General features: G+C 72.2%; 22 protein-coding genes. 13 read left to right on the plus strand and 9 right to left on the minus strand.

Annotated features, from left to right (window positions below; translation table 11 throughout):
• Positions 1–251: 251 nt before the first annotated feature.
• Genes ACYVLT_RS31680 through ACYVLT_RS31695 form a run of 4 tightly spaced genes read left to right on the plus strand, consistent with a single transcriptional unit; the run spans position 252 to position 7,034 of the window.
• The gene (locus ACYVLT_RS31680; RefSeq protein ID WP_461123813.1) at positions 252–1,760 is read left to right on the plus strand and encodes a cytochrome ubiquinol oxidase subunit I; all 1,509 of its coding nucleotides are present in this window, start codon (positions 252–254) and stop codon (positions 1,758–1,760) included.
• An 11-nt stretch (positions 1,761–1,771) separates the two neighbouring features.
• Entirely contained in the window at positions 1,772–2,803 is a 1,032-nt protein-coding gene (cydB, locus tag ACYVLT_RS31685) for a cytochrome d ubiquinol oxidase subunit II (protein WP_461123814.1), read from the plus strand.
• Positions 2,800–5,916 carry a thiol reductant ABC exporter subunit CydD gene (gene cydD, locus ACYVLT_RS31690; RefSeq protein WP_461123815.1) on the plus strand — a complete coding sequence of 1,039 codons (3,117 nt, stop codon included), beginning with the start codon at positions 2,800–2,802 and terminating at the stop codon, positions 5,914–5,916. Before cydB ends, cydD begins: the two co-directional genes overlap by 4 nt.
• On the plus strand, positions 5,913–7,034 hold the full coding sequence (locus ACYVLT_RS31695; protein WP_461123816.1) for a GAF domain-containing sensor histidine kinase: 1,122 nt from the start codon (positions 5,913–5,915) through the stop codon (positions 7,032–7,034). The genes cydD and ACYVLT_RS31695 overlap by 4 nt, the downstream gene beginning before the upstream one ends.
• 30 nt (positions 7,035–7,064) lie before the next feature.
• Here ACYVLT_RS31695 and ACYVLT_RS31700 read toward each other — a convergent pair whose 3' ends face one another.
• Positions 7,065–7,214 (minus strand): hypothetical protein, encoded by a 150-nt coding sequence (locus ACYVLT_RS31700; protein WP_461123817.1) that lies wholly within the window; start codon positions 7,212–7,214, stop codon positions 7,065–7,067.
• Positions 7,215–7,284: 70 nt separating this feature from the next.
• A complete protein-coding gene (locus ACYVLT_RS31705; protein ID WP_360448273.1) occupies positions 7,285–7,914 on the minus strand; it encodes a response regulator transcription factor in 630 nt (209 codons plus the stop codon).
• A 60-nt stretch (positions 7,915–7,974) separates the two neighbouring features.
• Between ACYVLT_RS31705 and ACYVLT_RS31710 the strand changes: the two genes are divergently transcribed.
• Positions 7,975–8,457: a GNAT family N-acetyltransferase gene (locus ACYVLT_RS31710; RefSeq protein ID WP_360448270.1), complete on the plus strand. Its 483-nt coding sequence runs from the start codon at positions 7,975–7,977 to the stop codon at positions 8,455–8,457.
• A gap of 97 nt (positions 8,458–8,554) precedes the next feature.
• Here the strand turns inward: ACYVLT_RS31710 and ACYVLT_RS31715 are convergent, their stop codons facing one another.
• The gene (locus ACYVLT_RS31715; RefSeq protein ID WP_461123818.1) at positions 8,555–9,169 is read right to left on the minus strand and encodes a macro domain-containing protein; all 615 of its coding nucleotides are present in this window, start codon (positions 9,167–9,169) and stop codon (positions 8,555–8,557) included.
• Positions 9,170–9,271: 102 nt separating this feature from the next.
• Here ACYVLT_RS31715 and pheA point away from each other — a divergent pair, with 102 nt between their 5' ends.
• Positions 9,272–10,165: a prephenate dehydratase gene (gene pheA, locus ACYVLT_RS31720; protein ID WP_461123819.1), complete on the plus strand. Its 894-nt coding sequence runs from the start codon at positions 9,272–9,274 to the stop codon at positions 10,163–10,165.
• Complete coding sequence (locus ACYVLT_RS31725) at positions 10,162–10,776, plus strand: histidine phosphatase family protein (protein WP_461123820.1); 615 nt, start codon at positions 10,162–10,164, stop codon at positions 10,774–10,776. The genes pheA and ACYVLT_RS31725 overlap by 4 nt, the downstream gene beginning before the upstream one ends.
• Before the next feature lie 41 nt (positions 10,777–10,817).
• On the opposite strand, the gene ACYVLT_RS31730 is transcribed toward ACYVLT_RS31725, so the two are convergent.
• Both ACYVLT_RS31730 and ACYVLT_RS31735 read right to left on the minus strand, forming a co-directional pair.
• The gene (locus ACYVLT_RS31730; protein WP_461123821.1) at positions 10,818–11,168 is read right to left on the minus strand and encodes a metallopeptidase family protein; all 351 of its coding nucleotides are present in this window, start codon (positions 11,166–11,168) and stop codon (positions 10,818–10,820) included.
• 4 nt (positions 11,169–11,172) lie between these two features.
• Positions 11,173–12,237: a septum formation family protein gene (locus ACYVLT_RS31735; protein ID WP_461123822.1), complete on the minus strand. Its 1,065-nt coding sequence runs from the start codon at positions 12,235–12,237 to the stop codon at positions 11,173–11,175.
• A 120-nt stretch (positions 12,238–12,357) separates the two neighbouring features.
• Between ACYVLT_RS31735 and ACYVLT_RS31740 the strand changes: the two genes are divergently transcribed.
• From ACYVLT_RS31740 to serS, 4 genes are all read left to right on the plus strand, one after another.
• Positions 12,358–13,071 carry a hypothetical protein gene (locus ACYVLT_RS31740; protein ID WP_461123823.1) on the plus strand — a complete coding sequence of 238 codons (714 nt, stop codon included), beginning with the start codon at positions 12,358–12,360 and terminating at the stop codon, positions 13,069–13,071.
• Positions 13,072–14,235, plus strand: a complete 1,164-nt coding sequence (locus tag ACYVLT_RS31745; RefSeq protein WP_461123824.1) for a glutathionylspermidine synthase family protein — start codon at positions 13,072–13,074, stop codon at positions 14,233–14,235. It begins immediately after the preceding gene.
• 91 nt (positions 14,236–14,326) lie between these two features.
• Positions 14,327–14,779: a DUF350 domain-containing protein gene (locus ACYVLT_RS31750; RefSeq protein WP_461123825.1), complete on the plus strand. Its 453-nt coding sequence runs from the start codon at positions 14,327–14,329 to the stop codon at positions 14,777–14,779.
• Positions 14,780–14,899: 120 nt separating this feature from the next.
• Positions 14,900–16,150, plus strand: coding sequence for a serine--tRNA ligase (gene serS, locus ACYVLT_RS31755; protein ID WP_461123826.1), 1,251 nt, complete (start codon positions 14,900–14,902; stop codon positions 16,148–16,150).
• 528 nt (positions 16,151–16,678) lie between these two features.
• Here serS and lhgO read toward each other — a convergent pair.
• Together lhgO and ACYVLT_RS31765 are read right to left on the minus strand one after the other, a co-directional pair.
• Positions 16,679–17,866 (minus strand): L-2-hydroxyglutarate oxidase, encoded by a 1,188-nt coding sequence (lhgO, locus tag ACYVLT_RS31760; protein WP_461123827.1) that lies wholly within the window; start codon positions 17,864–17,866, stop codon positions 16,679–16,681.
• Positions 17,867–17,876: 10 nt separating this feature from the next.
• The gene (locus ACYVLT_RS31765) at positions 17,877–18,749 is read right to left on the minus strand and encodes an LLM class flavin-dependent oxidoreductase (protein ID WP_461123828.1); all 873 of its coding nucleotides are present in this window, start codon (positions 18,747–18,749) and stop codon (positions 17,877–17,879) included.
• A gap of 47 nt (positions 18,750–18,796) precedes the next feature.
• Between ACYVLT_RS31765 and ACYVLT_RS31770 the strand changes: the two genes are divergently transcribed.
• Positions 18,797–19,615: an HAD family hydrolase gene (locus tag ACYVLT_RS31770; protein WP_461123829.1), complete on the plus strand. Its 819-nt coding sequence runs from the start codon at positions 18,797–18,799 to the stop codon at positions 19,613–19,615.
• Between the two features lie 42 nt (positions 19,616–19,657).
• Positions 19,658–20,599, plus strand: a complete 942-nt coding sequence (locus ACYVLT_RS31775) for an NAD-dependent epimerase/dehydratase family protein (RefSeq protein WP_461123830.1) — start codon at positions 19,658–19,660, stop codon at positions 20,597–20,599.
• A gap of 67 nt (positions 20,600–20,666) precedes the next feature.
• Here the strand turns inward: ACYVLT_RS31775 and ACYVLT_RS31780 are convergent, their stop codons facing one another.
• Complete coding sequence (locus ACYVLT_RS31780) at positions 20,667–21,053, minus strand: DUF2304 family protein (RefSeq protein WP_461123831.1); 387 nt, start codon at positions 21,051–21,053, stop codon at positions 20,667–20,669.
• Position 21,054: 1 nt separating this feature from the next.
• Entirely contained in the window at positions 21,055–21,744 is a 690-nt protein-coding gene (locus tag ACYVLT_RS31785; RefSeq protein WP_461123832.1) for a glycosyltransferase family 2 protein, read from the minus strand.
• Positions 21,745–21,752 lie beyond the last annotated feature (8 nt).

Below are 21,752 nucleotides of genomic sequence, written 5' to 3' on the forward strand. Positions count from 1 at the left end.
GCCGGAGGTCTCGTTCGCCCGTTCCGCGTGCGGATCGGGTGAGGGACCGGATCCGCGCAAGGCGGATCAGTATGTCGATCCTCTCGCCCCGGTCGTGGTGACCCGGGGGAACTACTCCCCTCTGGCGTCCACATAGTACCCGGCGCGCCCGCTCCCGGCGGACGTGACGGCGCACACCGGGACCTTGGTCCCGGTCGGCAGGGGACCCTCGTACCTGAGCGACGCCCCTGCTCCGGATCTACGTTCGACCCGTGGACGTCCTAGACCTGGCGCGGTGGCAGTTCGGCATCACCACCGTCTACCACTTCCTGATGGTGCCGCTGACCATCGGGCTCTCCCTGCTGGTGGCCGGGATGCAGACGGCGTGGGTGCGCACGGGTGACCGCAAGTACCTGGCGATGACGAAGTTCTGGGGCAAGCTGCTGCTGATCAACTTCGCCATGGGCGTGGTCACCGGCATCGTGCAGGAGTTCCAGTTCGGCATGACGTGGAGCGCCTACTCGCGCTTCGTCGGCGACGTGTTCGGCGCGCCGCTGGCCATGGAGGGCCTGGTCGCGTTCTTCGTCGAGTCGACGTTCCTCGGGCTGTGGATCTTCGGCTGGGACCGGCTGCCGAAGAAGGCCCACCTGGCCTGCGTGTGGGCGTTCTCGCTGGCCACGATGGCGTCGGCGTACTTCATCCTGGCCGCGAACTCGTGGATGCAGCACCCCGTGGGCGTGGAGCTGGTCGACGGGCGTCCGCACCTGACCTCGATCTGGGCGGTGCTGGGCAACAACACCGTGCTGGCCGCGTTCCCGCACACGATCTTCGGCGCCTTCGCCGTCGCGGCGACGTTCCTGGCCGGCGTCGCCGGGTGGCACCTGTGGCGGCGCACCGACGACGAGCCGGTGTGGCGCGCCTCGGTGAAGCTCGGCGCGTGGGTGGGCGTGGTGGCGTTCACCGGGCTCGCGATCAGCGGCGACGCGCAGGGCAAGCTGATGTTCGAGCAGCAGCCGATGAAGATGGCGGCGGCCGAGGCGCTGTGCCACACCGAGTCGCCCGCGGCGTTCTCGGTGTTCGCGCTGGGCGACGTGTCGCGGCCCGACTGCGAGAACGTCAAGAGCATCACGGTGCCCGCGCTGCTGTCGTTCCTGGCGCACAACGACTTCACCACCGAGGTCAAGGGCATCGAGGACCTGGTGCCGATGTACCAGGAGAAGTACGGCGCGAACTACCCGGTCGACCCGAAGCTGGGCGAGCTGTCGGGCCGGCCGATCGACTACGTGCCGAACCTGCCGGTCACGTACTGGGGCTTCCGGCTGATGATCGGGTTCGGCGCCATCGCGGTCGGGGTCGGGTTGCTGGTCCTGTGGTTGACGCGCGGCGGTCGGGTGCCGCGCGGGCGCTGGTTCGCGTGGCTGGCGCTGGGCGGCATCGCGACGCCGTTCCTGGCCAACAGCTTCGGCTGGATCTTCACCGAGATGGGTCGGCAGCCGTTCGTGGTGGTGCCGAACCCGAGCGGGGTGGACGGGGTGTGGATGTTCACCGCGCGTGCCGTGTCGTCGTCGACACCGGGGGAGGTGTTGACGTCGTTGGTCGCCTTGACGCTGGTCTACGGGGTGCTGGCGGGCGTCGAGGTGTTCCTGATCCGGCGGTACGTCCGCGCGGGGGTCGCGGGCGTACTGCCGGCTCGAAAGCCCGATGACGAGCACAAGTCCGACGGGCACAAGTCCGACGACGGGCACAAGACCGACGACGACGTCCTGTCGTTCGCCTACTGAGAGGGGGAGCCGTGGAGACGCTCTGGTTCTGCGTGATCGCCCTGCTGTGGCTGGGCTACCTGTTCCTGGAGGGGTTCGACTTCGGCGTCGGCATGCTGCTGCCCGTCCTCGGGCGGTCGGAGCGCGAGCGGCGGGTGCTGATCAACACCATCGGACCGGTGTGGGACGGCAACGAGGTGTGGTTGCTGGTGGCGGTCGGCGCCACGTTCGCCGCGTTCCCGGCCTGGTACGCGGCGCTGCTCAGCTCGACCTACCTGCCGCTGACGGTGTTCCTGCTGGCCCTGATCGGGCGCGGGGTGGCGTTCGAGTACCGGGGCAAGGTCGACTCGGCGCGGTGGCGGCGGGTGTGGGACCGGGTGATCGTCACCGGGTCGTGGACGGCCGCGCTCAGCGTCGGCCTCCTGCTGTCGGTGACCGTGTTCGGCATGCCGCTGGACGCGGCGGGCGACCGGGTCGGCTCGGCGTTCGCCTCGATCAGGCCGGAGACGCTGCTCGGCGCGGTGGCCGTGGCCGGGTACGCGTTCGTGCACGGCGCGGTGTTCCTGGCCCTGAAGACCGAGGGCGAGGTGCGGGAACGGGCGCGGTCGCTGGCGCTGCGGGTCGCGCCGTTCGCCCTGCTGCCGTTGCTGGTGCTGCTGCTGATCGTGCAGCTGCGGTTCGGGTCGGTGTGGACGTGGGGCGCGTCGATCGCGGTCGCGGTGGCCGCGCTCGGTGCCTACGGGCGACTGGTGCTGCGGCGCGAGGGGCAGGCGTTCGCGTTGATGGGCGTGGTGGTGGCCGCGACGGTGGCCGCGCTGTTCGGCGCGCTGTACCCGGACGTGCTGCCGTCCACCCTGGACCCGGCGTGGTCGCTGACGGTGGCGGGCGCGGCGTCGAGCCCCTACACGCTGACCGTGATGACCTGGGTGGCCGCGTTCGGTACCCCCGCCGTGCTCGTCTACCAGGGGTGGACGTACTGGGTGTTCCGCAAGCGGATCGGCACCCGGCACATCCCGGCCGTGTCCGTTCCTGCTGTGTCCAATCCTGCTGGGCATGCACCATGAGCTTCCCCGGAGCCCCTTCCGCCAAGAAGCCGGGGAAGGGCCCGCTCGGCGCGCTGCCCGCGCTCTCGCGTTCGGCGCGCCGGGCGTTGGCCCTGTGTGCGGTGCTGGCGGCGCTGACCGCCGGCGCGTTGGTGTGGCAGGCCGTGGCGTTGGCGTCGGCCCTGGTGACCGGCGGGTCGCTGTGGGTGCTGGCGGGCGCGGTCGTGGTGCGGGCCGGGTTGGCGTGGGTGACCGAGTCGGTCGCGGCGCGGGCGGCGGCGGGCGCGAAGGAGGAGCTGCGGGCGGCGGTGTTGGACCGGGCGCTGGGGCTGGGTCCGTCGTGGATCGTGGCCCGGGGCCCGGCGTCGCTGGCGGTCGTCGCGACCAAGGGCCTGGACGCGCTGGACGCGTACTTCACCCGCTACCTGCCGGCCCTGGTGACGACCGCCGTGGTGCCGGTGGCGGTGGGTGCGTGGATCTTGTGGACCGATCCCACGTCGGCGGTGCTGATCGCGGTGACGCTGCCGCTGATCCCGGTGTTCGCGATCCTGATCGGGCGGTTCACCTCGGCCCGGGTGGCCGCGGCGGCGTCGGCGCTGGAGCGGTTGTCGGGTCGGCTGGCGGAGCTGGTGCGGGCCCTGCCGGTGCTGACCGCGTTCGGGCGTGCGGCGGCTCAGGCATCGGCGGTGCGGGAGCTGGGCGAGCGGTACCGGCGGGCGACGATGGGGACGTTGCGGGTGGCGTTCCTGTCGGCGTTGGTGCTGGAGATCGTGGCGTCGCTGTCGGTGGCGTTGATCGCGGTGGGGATCGGCCTCCGGTTGGTGTCGGGGGAGATGGCGCTGGTCACGGGGCTGGTGGTGTTGATCCTCGCGCCGGAGTGCTACCTGCCGTTGCGGGCGGCCGGCGCGGCGCACCACGCGTCGGAGGACGGTGTGGAGGCCGTGCGGCGGGTGGCGGAGATCCCGACCCCCGACCCGGGGACGGCGGTTGCGGCCGAGCCGGTCGAGGGCGTGGAGGTCCGTGGGCTCCGGGTGCGGCGACGGGGGCGGTTCGCGCCGGACGGGGTGAGCCTGCGGGTGCGGCCCGGCGAGGTCCACCGGTTGGACGGGCCCAGCGGTTCGGGCAAGTCGACGCTCTTCGAGGTGCTGCTGGGGTTCGTGCGGGCCGATGGCGGGTCGGTGGCGGTCGACCGGTCGGCGATCGCCTGGGTGCCGCAGCGGCCCGCGTTCGCCGGGCGGACGGTGGCCGACGAGCTGGAGCTGACCACCGGCCGGGTCGACCACGCGGTGCTGGCGTCGGTGGCGGCGGATCACCTGGTCGGGCGGCCGATCGCGGAGCTGTCGACCGGTGAGCGGCAGCGGGTCGCGGTCGCGCGGGCGCTGACCCGGGTCCGGGACGGCGCGACGGTGCTGCTGCTGGACGAGCCCACCGCGCACCTCGACCCGGCGACGGCGGCCAAGGTCATGACCGCGGTGCACGCGGCCGCCGCCGGGGGTGCGGCGGTCGTCCTCGCCACGCACCGGTTGGTCGGCTCGCCCGCCGCGGAGGTCGCGCGGGCCCGTGAGGTCGAGCGTGCGGCCGACCGGTCGGCCGTGCCCCGGTCGCCCCGACCCACGCGGCGGCTGCTGGCGGGCGCGTTGCTGGGCACGGCGGCCTCGTTGAGCGGTGTCGCGTTGACGGCGCTGGCGGCGTACCTGATCGCGAAGGCCGCGACCCAGCCGCCCATCCTGACGCTGTCCGTGCTGGTGGTGGGCGTGCGGACGTTCGCGCTGGCCAAGGGGGTGCTGCGGTACCTGGAGCGGTTGGTGACGCACGACGCCGCGTTCCGGCACGCCGAGTCGTTGAGGGTCCGGCTGTGGCGGAGCCTGCGGCCCGGCCAGGCCGAGCTCACCCGACTGGTGGACGACGTGGACGCGGTTCGCGACCTGGTGCCCCGCGTGCTCCAGCCGCCGCTGGTGGCGGTGGGGGTGTCGGCGGCGGCGGTGGTGCTGTTCGCGTTGATCCAGCCGGTGGCGGGGCTGGCCCTGGCGGTGGCGCTGGTGGTCGGCGGCACGGTGGCGCCGGTGGTCGCGGTGCTCACCGAACGTCGTGCCACGGCGGTGCTCGCCCGGGGTCGGCGGCAGGTGTCGGAGCAGGTGTTGACGCTGCTCACGGCCGCGCCGGACCTGATCGCGTTCGGGGCGGACCGCGAGGTGCGCGCCGAGTTGGCCCGCCGGGACGCCGAACTGGCGCGGCAGGCCCGTCGGCAGGCTTCGGGGGCCGGTGCGGCGATCGCGATCGTGCACCTGACGACCGGGTTGGCCGCGGCGGTGTGCATCGGCCTGGCCGGTGGCGTCGACCCGCTGCTGGTGCCGGTGCTGGGACTGGTGCCGCTGGCGTTGGCGGAGGCGTTGAGCGCCCTGCCCGCGACCGCGCAGCACCGTGCCGCGTTGCGCGAGTCGTACGGCCGGATCGTGGAGCGGTCGCCGAGCCGGGAACCGGCCCGGGTCGAGCGCGGCCAGGGAGGTGGCCCAGGTGGTGGCCCGGTCGGTGGGGCGGTCGGGCTCGAAGGCGTGACCGTGCGGTGGCCGGGCAGCGCGGAGCCGGTGCTGGAACGGGTGTGCGTCGACCTGCCCGCGGGCGCCAAGGTGGCCGTGGTCGGGCCTTCGGGCGCCGGCAAGTCGAGCCTGTTCGCGTTGCTGCTGGGGTTCCTGGAGCCGGAGCGCGGGTTGGTCTGGCGGCCGGAGCGGGTGGCGTGGTGCCCGCAGGAGCCGATGCTGGTGTCGACCACGGTCCGCGAGAACCTCCGGCTGGGCGACCCCCGAGCGGACGACGAGCGGCTGCTGTGGGCACTGGACGTCGCGGGCGTCCGGCTCGACCTCGACACCGTGATCGGACCCACGCTGCTGTCCGGCGGCGAGGCGCAGCGGGTGGCGTTGGCCCGCGCGCTGCTCCACGACGCCGACCTCGTGCTGCTGGACGAGCCGACCGCCCACCTCGACGAGCCGACCGCGGCCGCGTTGCTGGCGCGGCTGGACGACGTGCTGCGGGACAAGACCGTGATCCACATCACCCACCGGCCGGAGGAGGCCGATCGCGCCGACCTGGTGCTGCACGTCGCCGAGGGGCGGATGCGGGCCAAGGCCTACCGTTGACCACCGTGGACCCAGCCCGCGTGCTCGCCGCCTCGACCGAGATCACCTCGGCCGCCCTGGCCGGTGACGACCCGGACGCCGTCCTGCCGCTCGTGGTGCGCAGCGCCGTCGAGCTCGCCGAGGCGGACCTCGGGCTGGCCATGGTCACCGCCGAGGACGGCACGTTGACCGTCGAGGCGTCCTCCGGCGACGACGACCCGGTCGGCGTGGTGCTGTCCAGCCGGTCGTCGGCGGCACGGGCGGCGCGGACCGGCGTGCCCGTGGTCGCCGACGACTTCACCACCGACCCGCGCACCGCGCCGTTCGTGCCCAAGGCGCTGCGGGGGTACGGGCCGTTCGCCGTGGCGCCGTTCGGCACCAAGGAGCGCAAGATCGGCGCGCTCGCCGTCTACCGGCGCAAGGGCGCGCGGCCGTTCAGCCCGGACACCGTCGAGGTGCTGGCCGCGTTCGCCGCGCAGGCCGGTCTGGCGGTCGTGCTGGCCGAGGGGTCGACGGCGCGCCAGCGGGTGGCGGTCTACCAGGAGCGCGAGCGCATCGCACGCGACCTGCACGACGTGATCATCCAGCGGCTGTACGCGACGGGCGTGCAGCTCGACCTGCTCGACCGGCGGCTCAAGCTGGAGGGGCGGGAAGCTCGGCGGCTCGCCGACGCGGTCGACCAGCTCGACCAGACCATGGCCGAGGTCCGCGCCACCGTGCGCGCGCTGCGCAGCGCCGACCCGGGCAAGCCCGCCGACGTCGACCTCAGGGGTTCGGTGCTGGCGGAGGCGCGCACGGCGGGCGAGCTGCTCGGGTTCGAGCCGGAGGTGCGGGTCGAGGGCGACGTCGCGGACGTGCCCGCGGAGCTGGCCGACCACGCCCGCGCGGCGCTGCGGGAGGCGTTGTCGAACGTGGTGCGGCACTCGGGCGCCCGGCACGTGGGCATCGCGCTGCGCCGCACGCCCGACCGGCTGGACCTGGAGGTCACCGACGACGGCTGCGGCATCCCGCGCGGTGTGGCCAAGCGCGGGTTGCGGCACCTGGAGGAACGCGCCCTCGCCGCCGGTGGCGGGTGTGAGCTCACCTCGTCGCCGCGCACCGGCACGACGATCACCTGGCACGTGCCGCTGAGCGGTTGACGCGCCGTCGGGCGCTCCCGGGAGCGCGGTTCAGCTGCCCTTGGGATTCCTCGGCTCGAACTTGGTGACGATGTCGGCGGAGTTGCTCTCGCCTTCGGGACTGCGGAACTCGGGCACCGTGAAACCGTCGCGCGAGAAACCGGTGATCGTCACCTGGTACTCGCCCCCGTCCACGCGCACGAACGGGTGACAGTGGGTGACGAAGTCGAAGCGTTGCGCATTGCCGGATTCGCTTCGGGTCAGTACGGCACTAGCGCGACCGGCGGGCCACCCAGGCCGCCGCTTGCGTGCGGCGTTCCATGCCGAGCTTCGACAGCACGGCGGTGACGTAGTTCTTCACCGTCTTCTCCGCCAGGAACAGCCGTTCGGCGATCTGCCGGTTGGACAGGCCCTCGCCGATCAGGTCGAGCACCCGCCGTTCCTGCTCGGTCAACGCGTCCAGCACGTCCACCTCGACCGGCCGGCGCATGCGGTCCAGCACGCGGGCCGTGGTCTGCGGGTCCAGCAGTGAACGGCCGGCCGCCACCTCGCGCACCGCGGTCACCAGGTCCTGTCCGCGCACCTGCTTGAGCAGGTACCCGGACGCGCCCGCCATGATCGCGCCGACCAGCGCCTCCTCGTCGTCGAACGCGGTCAGCACCAGGCACCTCGGCCCGTCCGGCAGCGCGCGCAACCGCCGGCACAGCTCGACCCCGCCGCCGTCGGGCAACCGCACGTCCACCACGGCCACGTCGGGCCGCGTGGCGCCGGCCCGGACCAGGGCCTCGCCGACCCCGCCCGCCTCGGCCACCACCGAGATGTCGTCCTCGTCCTCCAGGAGTTCGCGCAGCCCCCTGCGCACCACCTCGTGGTCGTCTACGAGCAACACTCGCACCGGCACGAACCAACCATAGGTCGAATGCCGGTACCCACCGCGCCCGGCCGCCAAGACAGTGCAGGAATGCTCGTACGCGTGATCGAGGAAGCCGACCGGATCGTCGTCGGCAGGCTGGTGCTGGAGCTGTGGGGCGCGCACACCGCGGTCGCCCACGGCCAGGTGTTCTTCCCCGCGAGCCTGCCCGGGTTCGTGGTGGAGCAGCAGGACCAGGTCGTCGGGCTGCTCACCTACGCCACCCACGACGGCCACCTGGAGATCGTCACCATCGACGCCCTGCGAAGAGGCAGAGGTGTCGGCAGCTCGCTGGTCGACGCCGCCGTGCACCGCGCCCGCCAGCTCGGCTGCTCCCGGGTCCGGCTCACCACGACCAACGACAACCTCGACGCCCTGCGCTTCTACCAGCGGCGCGGCTTCCGGCTCACCGCGCTGCGCCCCGACGCGGTGCGCGAGGCACGCCGGCTCAAGCCGGAGATCCCCAGCGTCGGCGACTACGGCATCCCCATGACCGACGAACTCGACCTGGAGCGTTGGGTCGCACCGCGCTAGTTGTCCACAGGCCCCAGCCGGGCTGTCCACAGGTTGTGCACAGCCGGAGGTCGTGTCCAGCGGCGTGGCGCGCAGTCGGAGTCGAGCCCAGCCGGCGTCACCTGCTGGGCAGCGGGCTGAACACCTCGTCCCACGCGGCGGCGACCTGGCGGGCGCACGTGGCAGGTGCGACACCGCCGACGCCCGTGCCGAGACCGGGCATCGCGATCGTGCGGACGACCTCGCGCAACGGCCGGCCGTCGTCCAGCCGCCCGCCCAGCCACAGCCGCAGCACGGCCCGCGCGGCCAGGTACGGGTGCACGGTGTCGCCGGGCAGCAGCTCACCGGGCTGCCGCATGGTCGGCGCGCTGATCAGCCACTCGGGCTCCGGCTCGCCGGTCGGCACGACCAGCGCCTCGCCCACGGGCAGCTCACCGCCGTGCAACCCGAGCACGGCACTGCGCACGTTCCCCTCCACCAGCGGGAACGCCCGCGCGTACACCGCGTCGATGCCACCGCGCATCCAGCCGGACGAGTTGGCGGGGCTCACCACGGCCTCGGCGACGATGTCGAGCACCGAGCCCCGGTGCACCTCGACGCCGGTCCGGCCGTCGGCCACCGCGAGCCAGGCGCGGGCCAGCGGTTCGTCGACGGCGCACAACACCAGACGGGGAACTGCTACCGGAGCGTTGATCTCACCCTCCGTATCGGCGGCGGACACACCACCCAGCATTCCAGGAGAACCCGTTGCTGCGGAACGGGGGCGGGCACCCGCCGCACGGGTGATCCTCGCCTCAACGCCGTCACCGGCCGTGGTGCTCGTATCGTTGCGGCCGTGCTCGCCTACTTCGGACCGCAGGGAACGTTCACCGAGCAGGCCGCACGCGGCTTCGCCTCTCCGCAGCAGGAGCTGGTGCCGTTCGACACGGTGCCCGCCGCCCTGGCCGCCACCCGTCGGGGAGAAACCCAGTCGGCGTGCGTGCCGGTGGAGAACTCCGTCGAGGGCGCCGTGCCCGCGACGATGGACGCGCTGACCGAGGGCGAACCGCTGGTCGCGGTCGCCGAGGCGGTGCTGCCGGTGCGCTTCAGCGTGCTGGTGCGGCCCGGCGGCGCGCCCGTGCGCACCGTCGCCAGCCACCCGCACGCGCTGGCGCAGGTCCGGCACTGGCTGGCCGAGCACCTGCCGGAGGCCGACGTCGTCGCCACGACGTCCACCGCCGCCGCCGCGCGCGCCGTGCTCGAAGGCGGGTTCGACGCGGCCGTGAGCGCGCCGGTGGCCGTGCGGCACTACCCGCTGGAGGTGCTGGCCACCGACGTGGCCGACGTGCGGGACGCCAAGACCCGGTTCCTGCTCCTGCGCCCGCCGGGCGCGCTGCCCGAGCCGACCGGCCACGACCGCACGTCCATCGTCTGCACGGTGTCCGACCGGGTCGGCGCGCTGTCGGAGCTGATGACCGAGCTGGCGCTGCGCGGCATCAACCTGACCCGCATCGAGTCGCGGCCCACCAAGGGCAGGCTCGGCGAGTACCGGTTCTACATCGACCTCGACGGCCACGTGGCCGAGGCGCGGGTGGGCGACGCGCTGGCCGCGCTGCACCGGCACTGCCCGCGGACCCGGTTCCTGGGCTCGTACCCGAAGGCCGAGCCGGGCGGCGCGGTGGCGGGCAACGAGGCGTTCGTGGCGGCGGTCGAGTGGGTCGAAGCGGTCCGGAGGGGGCACGGCGCATGAGGTTGATCCTGGTCAGACACGGCGAGACGGCCTCGAACGTGAAGATGGCGCTGGACTCGCTGCCACCCGGTCCGCCGCTGACCGACGCCGGGGTGGCGCAGGCGGCCGCGCTGGCCGGGTCGTTGGCCGCCGAGCCGGTGCGGGCCGTCTACGCCAGCACGGCGGTGCGCGCGCAGCAGACCGCGGCGCCCGTGGCGGCGGCGCACGGCCTGGAGGTCGAGGTCGTGCCGGGCGTGCAGGAGATCTTCTGCGGCGACCTCGAAGGGCGGCACGACCGCGAGGCGTTCGAGATCTTCATCGCCACCGTGAAGCAGTGGGCCGAGGGCGACCTCGACGTGCCGCTGCCCGGCGGCGAGAGCGGTCGCCAGGTGCTCGACCGCTACCTGGCCGCGGTGGAGAAGGTCACCGCCGGGCACCGGGACGGCGAGACGGTCGTGCTGGTCAGCCACGGCGGGTCGCTGCGGATGGCGGCGCTGGCGCTGGCCCGGAACGTGGGTCCGGCGCTGGCCGAGGCCGGTTTGCTGCCCAACACCGGCCGGGTGGTGCTGGAACGTGCGGCCGACGGCTGGCGCTGCACGTCGTGGACCGGTGTGGACGTGGTCGAGGGCTAGCGGCGGCGTAGGCCGAGGGCTGTCGGCGGTGCGGGTAAAAGCTAGCCCCAGCCCAGGTCGTGCAGCTTGGCGTCGTCGATGCCGAAGTGGTGCGCCACCTCGTGCACCACGGTCACGACGACCTCTTCCACCACGTCGTCCTCGGTGCGGCAGATGTCCAGGATCGCCTCGCGGTAGATCGAGATGCGGTCCGGCAGGACGCCGCCGTAGTCGGTGGTCCGCCTGGTCAGCGCGATGCCCTGGTACAGCCCCAGCAGGCTCGGCACCTGCGGGTTCCGGTCCTCGACCAGGACCACCACGTTGTTCATCGCCGCCGCGAACTCCGGCGGGATGAGGTCGAGGGCCTCACCGACCAGCTCCTCGAACCGTTGACGGGTCATCTCCACCGGCATGTCGTCACCTCGACGTCGTGGTCGTGGTCGTGGCTGTCGTCTCGTCGGACTTCGGGGGCTTGGAGCCCGACGAGGGCGGTGCGGCGGAGCTGGAGTTGGACTGGGAGTGCAGGGGCGCGCCGGTCGGCTCGTCCTGCTGCACGGCGGTCGTCTGGGGCGGGTTGGCCGTGGTCAGCGGCGGCGCGTTCGGGTTGCGCACGCTGCCTTCCCACGCGACCAGGATGTTGTCGACCGGCTGCGCGCCGACCTTGCAGTTGGCCAGCCGCGAGCCCGCGGCCCAGCTCTCCGCCACCCTGGTGTCCCAGGAGACGAGGAGCCCGCGGGCCTTCAGGTCGGCGCCACCGGTGTACTCGGTGGTGATCCGGGTGCACTCGCCGACCATGAGCTGGTCCTGCTGCTCGGGCGACGGGAACTCGCCGGGCGGCATCGTCACCACGCCGGTGATCTCGAACGTGTGCGGCTTCGCGCAGTCCACCGGGTCGGCCACCGACTTGGTCTCGGTGATGCCCAGGCACACGCCCGGGTCGTAGACGTCGGACTGGTCCTGGGTCCGCGCGGTGCCGTAGGCGGGCAGCAGCCCGCCCGCCGGTCCGGCCACCTGGAGGCCGCAGCGCAGCGTCCGCTGCCCCTCGCCCCACAGCCGCTCGCCCGGGTTGAGCGGCCCGACGGTGTACTTGCCGAACGGGTCGAACTTGCCGCCGAGGTAGTCCAGCGACGTCTGAGCGCACCGCTCCTGGCTGATCTGCTGCCACTGCGCGTCGTCCGGGAACGGCGCCTCCGGGCCGTGAGCGGCGGAGATGTCCGCCACACCGGTCACCTCGAACAGGTGCTGGGCGGCGCAGTCGACCTTCTCGACGTCCGACAGGTCCTTCTTCGTCCAGTTCAGGCAGTCGCCCGCCTGAGCGGCCATGACCGGGTTCACCGCGGTCGTGGCCGGGCTGCCCAGGCCACCCGGGCCGACCGGCCAGGACGTGAGGGTGCTCAGGGCGAGCAGCAAGAACGCGCCAGCAGACGCGCCGAGCATGACCATGTGGTCACCTCGACGAAACCAGCGCGTGGTCACGGACATCTACTCCATGATGCCTGTGTAGGCCGACGAACCGTTCGGGCGGGTGGAGTGTGTTGCTTTTGGGACACTCGTCACCCATTCGGCGGCCGATCTCTGTACCGTCCCCGCCGGGAGTGGCTGATGACTGAGAACGACAACACCGGGACGCCCGGTCAGGGTGGGCCGAACCGACCGGACTCGCCGGGGCCGCAGGGCGGTGGCGCGTCGCCGCCGCCGTACGTGCCGCCGACGCCCCAGGGCCAAGGACCACCGCAAGGGCCGCCACAAGGAGCACCGCAGGGGCCTCAGGGGCCGCAGCAAGGCCCGCAGCAGGGTGGTCGCGGCCAGATCCGCCGGCAGGAGCCGGGGCAGACCAAGCCCCGCCCGCCGACACTGGCCGAGCAGCGCGCCCGCGCCGCGGCGATCGAGCAGCAGCGCGAGCAGCAGCTCGCCGTCGAAGCCGAGGCGCAGCGCCGCAAGAAGCTGCGGAAGCGGCTGCTCATCGGCGGTGGCGTCGGCGTCGGCGTGGTCGGCGTGGTGGCCATCTGGTACGCCGTGTCCAGCCCCGATGACATCGAGGCGCAGTGCACCCGTGACGACGTGGTGGTCGAGGACCAGTACTGCGACGAGAACTACGCCCGCAGCAACGGCGGGTACGTCAGCGGTGGGTTCATCTTCATCGGCGGCAGCTCCTACCGCTACCACTACGGCGGCACGAGCACCCCGATCGGCTCCAAGGTCAGCGGCGGCAGCTACACCATGCCCAAGGGCGCGAACGTCTCCACCAAGTCCGGCACCGTGGTGCAGCGCGGCGGGTTCGGCGTGTCCGGCGGCAGCAAGAGCGGGGGCAGCTGAGTGCGTCGGGAGTCCTCCACGCCCCGGCCCAACTGGCAGCGCACCGTCTCCGACCAGGGGTTGGTGTTCGGCGCGCCGGCGAAGGCCGCGGACGGCAGCCCGCGCCCGTACTGGGACGAGTCGGCGCACTACGTCTTCGAGATGAGCGACGTGCTGTCGCTGGAGGCGGACGTCGAGCTGCTGCACAACATGTGCCTGGAGGCCGTCGACAACGTGGTGCTCAGCGAGCGCTACCGGGACTTCGGCATCAACGAGTGGCTCTGGCCCGCGATCGCCGAGTCGTGGAAGCGGCGCGACCCGCACGTGTACGGGCGGTTCGACCTGCGCTACGACGGGCGCGGACCGGCCAAGCTGCTGGAGTACAACGCCGACACGCCCACGTCGCTGCTGGAGGCGTCGGTCGTCCAGTGGAACTGGAAGACCGACGTGTACCCCGAGGACGACCAGTGGAACTCCATCCACGAGAAGCTGGTGGAGCGCTGGGCCGAGATCAGGGGCGGGCTGCCGTCGAACGAGCTGCACTTCACCTGGTCGGGCGCGGACCCCTCCGGTGAGGACCACGTCACCGTGGCCTACCTGCAGGAGACCGCGGCCGAGGCGGGCATGGACACCGTCGGCCTGGCGATCGAGGAGATCGGCTGGGACTCGCTGCTGCGGCGGTTCGTCGACCTCGAAGACGCACCGATCAGCACGGTCGTGAAGCTCTACCCGTGGGAATGGGTGGTGGACGAGCAGTTCGGCCGCTACGCGGTGGAGACCCTGCCCGGCACCCTGTGGGTCGAGCCGCTGTGGAAGATGCTGCTGTCCAACAAGGCGCTGCTGGCCGTGCTGTGGGAGATGTACCCCGGCCACCCGAACCTGCTGCCCGCGTTCCTGGACGACCCCGGCCTGCTCACCGAGTACGTGCGCAAGCCGCGGCTGGGCCGTGAGGGCCAGAACATCCAGATCGTCGCCCCGGGCTACGAGACCCAGACCGGCGGGGTCTACGGCAAGGAGGGCTTCGTCTACCAGCTGTTCGACCCGCTGCCCGAGTTCGACGGCTACCGGCCGGCGCTCGGCGCGTGGGTCGTCGGCGACGCCTCGGCGGGTCTCGGCATCCGCGAGACCGTCGGCCTGGTCACCGACGACGGCGCGGCGTTCGTGCCGCACAGGATCGTCGAATGACCTGCTCGACCAACCCCGGCCCGCCACACCCGACGTCACCGGCTCCTTCACCGGCGGCACAACCGATCAACCTGCATACCACGGAGGGTCTGTGATCTCCCCACTCGCGTTGGACGCCGGCTTCGGCGCCGCCATCGGCCGGGGCGTCGGCGCAATCGCGCTCTACGCGATCGTCGGTCTGGTGCTGATGATCGTCGGCTTCTACGCCATCGACTGGACCACCCCCGGCAAGCTCAGCGCGCTCGTGCGCAACGGCGCCCCGAACGCGGTCATCGTGACCGCGGCGGGCCTGGTGAGCATGGCGCTGATCGTGGTCGTGGCGATCTACAGCTCGGCGGGCAAGCTCGACGAGGGCCTGCTGTCGTCGCTGATCTTCGGCTTCGTCGGGATCATCGTCCAGGTGCTCGCGGTGCGGCTGCTGGAGTGGGTGACCAGGCTCGACATCGGCTCGCTGATCGAGTCGGACCGCTTCGCGCCGGCGAGCGTCGTGGTGGCCGCCGCGCACTTCGCGCTCGGCCTCGTGGTCGCCATCGCGATCTCGTAGCGCTCCGGTTCGAACGAGGGACACGACACCGCTCCCGACCCGACCGGGTGGTCGGGTCGGGAGCGGTTGTCGTCTCCAGCGGCTTGTAAACCGCTTCCGGTCGGGTACTACGCTGCCGGTGTGATTGACCTCAAGGCACTGCGCGAGAACCCGGAAGCCGTCCGCGCGTCGCAACGCGCGCGTGGCGAGGACGAGACCGTGGTCGACGCGCTGCTGTCCGCCGACGAGCGCCGCCGGGCCGCCATCGCCCGCGCCGACGCGCTGCGCGGCGAGCAGAAGACGTTCGGCAAGCAGGTCGGCCGCGCCAAGGGCGAGGAGCGCGACGCGCTGCTGGCCAAGGGCAAGGAGCTGGCCGCCGAGGTCAAGGCCGCCGAGGCCGAGCAGTCCGGCGCCGAGGCCGAGCTGACCGAGCTGCACCGCGCCGTGCCGAACGTGGTCCACCCCGACGCGCCCGCGGGCGGCGAGGACGACTACGTCGTGCTCAAGCACGTCGGCGAGCGCCGCGAGTTCGACTTCGAGCCGCTCGACCACCTCGACCTCGGGGTGCGGCTGGGCGCGATCGACATGGAACGCGGCGCGAAGGTGTCCGGCTCGCGCTTCTACTTCCTCACCGGCGTCGGCGCGCAGCTGGAGCTCGCGCTGCTGAACATGGCCGTCGCCCAGGCCACCGCCGCCGGGTTCAAGCTGATGATCACCCCCACCCTGGTCCGGCCGGAGATCATGGCCGGTACCGGGTTCCTCGGCGCGCACGCGAGCGAGATCTACCGCCTCGAAGCCGACGACCTGTACCTGGTAGGCACGTCGGAGGTGCCGCTGGCGGGGTACCACGCGGACGAGATCCTGGACGGGCCGAAGCGGTACGCGGGCTGGTCGTCGTGCTACCGGCGCGAGGCGGGCTCGTACGGCAAGGACACCCGCGGCATCATCCGCGTGCACCAGTTCAACAAGGTCGAGATGTTCGCCTACGTCAAGCCGGAGGACGCCGAGGCCGAGCACGCGAAGCTGCTGGCGTGGGAAGAGGAGATGCTGGCCAAGATCGAGGTCCCCTACCGGGTCATCGACACGGCCGCCGGCGACCTCGGCACCTCGGCCGCGCGCAAGTTCGACTGCGAGGCCTGGATCCCGACCCAGCAGGCCTACCGGGAACTGACCTCAACCTCGAACTGCACCACCTTCCAGGCCCGCCGCCTCAACGTCCGTTATCGGGATGAGAACGGAAAGCCCCAGATCGCCGCCACCCTCAACGGCACCCTGGCCACCACTCGCTGGATTGTGGCGATCCTGGAGAACCACCAGCAGGCCGACGGCTCGGTCATCGTCCCGGAAGCCCTCCGCCCATTCCTCGGCCTGGAAATCCTCAATCCCAACTAAGCAACGAATAAACAGCTGACGGCCTGACGACCTGCTGGCGATCGGCGGGGTCAACTCGCCCGACTCGCCTACAACGGACCCGGCACCAGCGCACCGAGGCTCGATTTGACATGGGTTCGGGTGCCGTAGGCTGGACGAAGCCGGGCAGGCTTGGCGGGCGCTTTATCCGCCAGGCCTGCCCGGCTTTGGCCTGCCTGGGGTGCCCGTAAGGGCCCCATGTCAAATCGAGCCGGACTTGAGTACCGGCCGCGCCAAGAACCCCAAAAAACAAAAACAAAAGCAAAAGCGTCCTCGCCGGACGGGCAGATCAGCAGGATGGCGGGGTCCCGCAGTAACTCCCGTACCAGCGTGGTCCGGACTTCGTGCCATCCCGCCGACCTCCACAAGGGCAACCACACGTGTCAAGGGGGCGGCAACAGTCCACCACCGGGCAAGTCTGAACAGTGCCCCCTTGACACGTGCGGTAGGGCTGCGCCAGGTCGGCGGGATGGCACGAAGCCCTCCCTTTTAGGGAAAGGACGTGGCGGTTTACGACCAGGAGAGTTCAACTTGGGTGGAGACGTGGCGGCCGATTTCCAGAGCCGAGGTCGCGGCAGGTGAAGGGGCGTTGAGGACGTGTACCTGGCGTGGTGCGGTGTCGATCAGGAAGTCGTCCACAAGTGAGCCGTCGGCGCGCATGGCCTGAGCGCGCACGCCTGCCGAAGCGCGGACGAGGTCGTCCTCCCGGATAGCGGGTACGAGGCGGGCCAGGCTTTGGGCGAAGCGCTTGCGGGACAGCGACCGCAGCACCTCCTCGGCGCCCGTGCGGGCGAATCGGCGGGCGAGTCGCCACGTGCCGGGGAACCGGGCCACGTCGGCCACGTCGGACGGCGAGAAGTCGCGCCAGCGGTAGCCCTCGCGGCGCAGGGCGAGGACGGCGTTGGGGCCCGCGTGGACGCTGCCGTCGAGCATCCGGGTCAGGTGCACGCCCAGGAACGGCAGCGCCGGGTCCGGCACGGGGTAGATCAGGCCGCGCACCAGGCGTCGCCGGTCGTGGCGCAGTTCGTAGTACTCGCCACGGAACGGCACGATCGCGGCCGACGGGGTGATGCCGGCCAGCCGCGCCACCCGGTCGCTGTGCAGGCCGGCGCAGTTGACCAGCGCGTCCGCGCGCACCACGCCCCGCGTGGTGGCCACCTCCACCCCACCGCCGCTGAGCGCGCGCCGGATGGCCAGAGCGGGCGTGTGCAGGCGTAGGTCGTGGCCGTTCAGCTCCCGGACGAGAGCCGCGCACACGGCCGGGAAGTCGATGATCCCCGTGCTCTCCACGCGCAGGGCGGCGACCGCGGCCACCTCGGGCTCGTACTCCCGGGCCTCGTCGACGCCGATCCGGCGGGCGGGTACGCCGTTGGCGGCCGCGCGCTCCGCCAGGGCCTCCAGCCGCGGCACCTCGTCCGGTGAGGTGGCGACGACGAGCTTGCCGCACACGTCGACCGGCACGCCGTGCTCCTTGGCGTAGGCGACGATCGACGCGTTGCCCGCGACCGACATCCGCGCCTTCAACGACCCCGGCTTGTAGTACAGGCCCGCGTGCACCACGTTGCTGTTGTGCCCGGTCTGGTGCGCCGCCCACCGCGGCTCCTTCTCCAGCACCACCACGTCGTGACCGCGCCGGGCCAACTCCCGCGCGGTCGCGAGGCCCACGATCCCGCCACCGATCACCACGACTCGTCGCACGGCGGAAACGCTAGCCGACGAGTTCGGGCAGCACGTCGGCCGCGACCTGCTCCAGCACCGACTCGCTGCCCGCGTACACGCCATCCGCACGCGGCCAGTGCACGACCAGGTCGGTGAAGCCCAGCTCACCGGCCCGACCGGCCACGTCCCGGAAGTGCTCCACGCTGGTCAGCGAGTACACCGGGCAGGAGTCGGCGTTGAGGTGGAAGTCGATCGACCCCTTGGCCCGCCCGATGTCGGCCAGCACCTCGCGGAACCGCTCGGTCAGCCCGGCCACGCCCCGCCACCACGCCGCCTCGTCGTCGGCCTCCGGCCCGGTGGTGACCCAGCCGGTCCCGTACCGCGCCGCGACGCCCATCGCCTTCGGCCCGTTCGCCGCGACCACGAACGGCAGCCTGGGCCGCTGCACGCAGCCGGGCGCCCCCCGGGCCTCGCGGATCTCGTAGTGCTCGCCGCTGAACGTGGTCCGCTCCCGGGTCAGCAGCAGGTCCAGCGCCGTCACGAACTCCTCGAACCGGCCCTGCCGGCTGCCCGGTGCCGTGGTGCCCATCACCTCCGTGTCGTATCCCACACCGCCGGCGCCGACGCCGAGCGTGAAGCGGCCGTCGGAGAGGTCGTCCAGGGCGAGCAGCTCACGGGCGAACGGCACCGGGTGGCGGAAGTTCGGCGACGCGACCAGCGTGCCGAGGCGGATCTTCCCGGTCACCGAAGCCGCTGCTGCCAGCGTCGGAACGGCGCCGAACCACGGTCCGTCGACCAGTGAGCGCCAGCCCACGTGGTCGTAGGTCCAGGCGTGGTGGAAGCCGTACTCCTCGGCTGCCTTCCACTTGTGTTCGGCCATCCACCAGCGGTGTTCGGGCAGGATCACAATCCCTGTGCGCACCCGGCGACGTTATCCGAGTCCTCCCGCCGGGAGTGCACCATGTGGGGGTGCAGAGACCTTCCCTTGTGGCATCCGACGTCGACGGCACCCTGCTCACGCCCCTGGGGCGGGTCAGCCCGCGCACGGCGGGCATGGTCGGCCGGGTGCTGGCCGCCGACGTCCCGTTCGTGCTGGCCACCGGCCGGCCGCCGCGCTGGGTGCCGGACGTGGCCGCGGCGGCGGGCCTCACCGGTTATGCCGTGTGCTCCAACGGCGCGGTGCTCTACGACATCGGCGGCGACCGCGTGATCTCGGCCGAACTGCTCACCCCCGAGCAGCTGACCGACCTGGCCTCCGTGCTGGAGGAGGCGCTGCCCGGCTGCGCGATGGCGGCCGAACGCGTCGGCGAGTCCGCCCACGGCCCGGCGGCGGCCGAGTTCATCGCCGACGAGCACTACCTGCACCCGTGGGACGAGGGCGGGCAGCCGCTGCCCGGCCACCAGCGGGCCCAGCTGCTCGGCAAACCGGCGGTGAAGCTGCTGGTCAGGCATTCGAGCATGACCTCGGACGAGATGGCGCGGGCGGCCGGGCCGCTGGTCGGCGACTCGGTGGCGCTGACCTGGTCGACCAACGAGGGCCTGCTGGAGTTCGCCGCGCCCGGCGTGACCAAGGCGTCCGGCCTGGCCGCGGTCGCGGAGCTGCTCGGCGTGCCCGCGCGCGGCGTGCTCGCGTTCGGCGACATGCCCAACGACGTGCCCATGCTCACGTGGGCGGGTCACGGCGTGGCCATGGCCAACGCCCACCAGGACGCCCTGGACGCCGCCGACGAGGTCACCGCGGCCAACTCCGAGGACGGGGTGGCACTGGTGCTGGAGCGGTGGTTCTAGGCTGCCCGTGACGACTCCCCGACCGACTCTGGAGAAACACCCGTGCGCGCACTCGTGACCGGCGGTGCCGGCTTCATCGGTTCGACCCTGGTCGACAGGCTCCTGAGGGACGGGCACGAGGTGCACGTCGTCGACGACCTGACCAGGGGCAAGCGGACGGAGCCCGCCGACCCCGCCCACGCCGACCGCTACTCGTTCTCCCGGGTGGACATCACCTCGCCGGAGCTGGCCGACGTGGTGGCGTCGTTCGGGCCCGAGGTGGTGTTCCACCTGGCCGCCCAGATCGACGTGCGCGTGTCGGTGGCCGAGCCGCTGCTCGACGCCAACAAGAACGTGCTGGGCACGGTCAACCTCGCCGAGGCCGCCCGCCGCGCGGGCGTGCGCAAGGTGCTGTTCGCCTCCTCCGGCGGCTCGATCTACGGCACGCCCGAGGTGCTCCCGGTGGCGGAGACCACGCCGATCAACCCGAAGTCGCCCTACGCGGCGTCCAAGGTGTCCGGCGAGGTGTACCTGAACACCTACCGGCAGCTGTACGGCCTGGAGTGCACCCACCTGGCGCTGGCCAACGTGTACGGCCCCCGGCAGGACCCGCACGGCGAGGCGGGCGTGGTGGCCATCTTCGCGTCCGCGCTGCTCGCGGGCCGCCCGACGAAGGTGTTCGGCGACGGCGGCAACACCCGCGACTACGTGTTCGTGGAGGACGTCGTGTCGGCGTTCATCGCGGCCTCCGGCGAGGCGGGCGGCGGTCGGCGCTACAACATCGGCACCGCGCACCAGGTGTCCGACCGCGAGCTGCACACGCTCGTCGCGCAGGCGGCGGGGGTGGCCGACGAACCCGAGTTCGCCCCGGCCCGCCTCGGCGACCTGCGCGCGTCGGCCATCGACCCGTCGCTCGCACAGGCCGAGCTGGGCTGGAAGCCCGAGGTGGACATCGCCACCGGCGTGCGGCTGACCGTGGACTACTTCCGCTCGCTGGAGGGCTGACCGCGCACGGCGAACGGGCCGGTCGCCCCCCACTCGGGAGTGACCGGCCCGTTCGCGTCGGTCCAGGTCAGGCGGTGTGCGCCGGGTCCTCGGCGCGCTCGACGACCTCGGGGGCGTCGGACGGCTGGGGAGCCTCCGCGTTGCGCAGCGCGATGGCGCGGGCCAGGCGCGCGTAGCGCAGCTCCAGCTCCTTGAACCGCAGGTACGTGTTGATGGTCTGGAAGCCGAACGCCACCACCAGCGCGTAGAGCAGCAGGTCGGTGCCCCGGCCGACGCCGACGAACTCGGCGACCTTCGAGACCTCCACCGGCCGGACGACGGCGACCACCGCGAGCACCAGGAACAGCAAGAAGCCGATCTTGACGCCGGCCGCGGTCTTGGTCGTGCCGTGGTTCTTGAGGAAGAACACCAGCAGCACGATGACCGCGGCGATGAGCAGGAACTGGATCAGCATGTCAGCGCCTGGACCCCGTCTTGAGAGCCGAGTCGAACAGGATGTTCACGCCGTTGATGAGCGACTGCCCCTTGGACATCGAGTACTCCGTGTAGAGGATCTCGACCTGCTCCTCGGTGACCCGCCACCCGCGCTGCGAGATCATGTCGACGATCTGCGACGCGTGGCCCATGCCGTTCAGCGTGATGCGGAGCTCGTCCGCCACCTTCTTGTTGAACACCCGCAGCCCGTTGTGGGCGTCCGACAGCTTCAGCTTCCGCAGCCGCGGGCTGACCGCCACCACGGTCCGCAGCACCACGCGCTTGATCAGCGGGATGTGCGAGGCGTCACCCTTGAACCGGGTGCCGACGATGATGTCGACCGGTTCGGCGCGCAGCCGCTCCAGCATCCGCACCACGTCCGCGACCTGGTGCTGGCCGTCGGCGTCGAAGGTCACGAAGTACTCGGCGCCCGGCCGCGAGCGGGCGTACTCGACGCCCGTCTGGATCGCCGCGCCCTGGCCGAGGTTGACCGGGTGCTGCACCAGGTGAGCGCCCGTGCCGCGGATCGCGTCCGCTGAGCCGTCCCGGCTACCGTCGTCGACGCACACGATGTTCGGGAACGTCTGGAGCGCGTTGCGCACCACGTCCGCGATCACCTGTGCTTCGTTGTAGACGGGCACGACCAGCCATACGTCAGACTGGTCCGCCACGGCGGCCT

Source organism: Saccharothrix stipae, from assembly GCF_054781895.1.

Coding starts and splice junctions, on each gene's coding strand:
- ACYVLT_RS31780 (WP_461123831.1), bottom strand. CDS start 21,053: ATGCTGATCCAGTTCCTGCTCATCGCCGCGGTCATCGTGCTGCTGGTG.
- cydD (WP_461123815.1), top strand. CDS start 2,800: ATGAGCTTCCCCGGAGCCCCTTCCGCCAAGAAGCCGGGGAAGGGCCCG.
- ACYVLT_RS31725 (WP_461123820.1), top strand. CDS start 10,162: ATGAGGTTGATCCTGGTCAGACACGGCGAGACGGCCTCGAACGTGAAG.
- ACYVLT_RS31735 (WP_461123822.1), bottom strand. CDS start 12,237: ATGTCCGTGACCACGCGCTGGTTTCGTCGAGGTGACCACATGGTCATG.
- ACYVLT_RS31730 (WP_461123821.1), bottom strand. CDS start 11,168: ATGCCGGTGGAGATGACCCGTCAACGGTTCGAGGAGCTGGTCGGTGAG.
- ACYVLT_RS31715 (WP_461123818.1), bottom strand. CDS start 9,169: ATGCTGGGTGGTGTGTCCGCCGCCGATACGGAGGGTGAGATCAACGCT.
- ACYVLT_RS31710 (WP_360448270.1), top strand. CDS start 7,975: ATGCTCGTACGCGTGATCGAGGAAGCCGACCGGATCGTCGTCGGCAGG.
- ACYVLT_RS31740 (WP_461123823.1), top strand. CDS start 12,358: ATGACTGAGAACGACAACACCGGGACGCCCGGTCAGGGTGGGCCGAAC.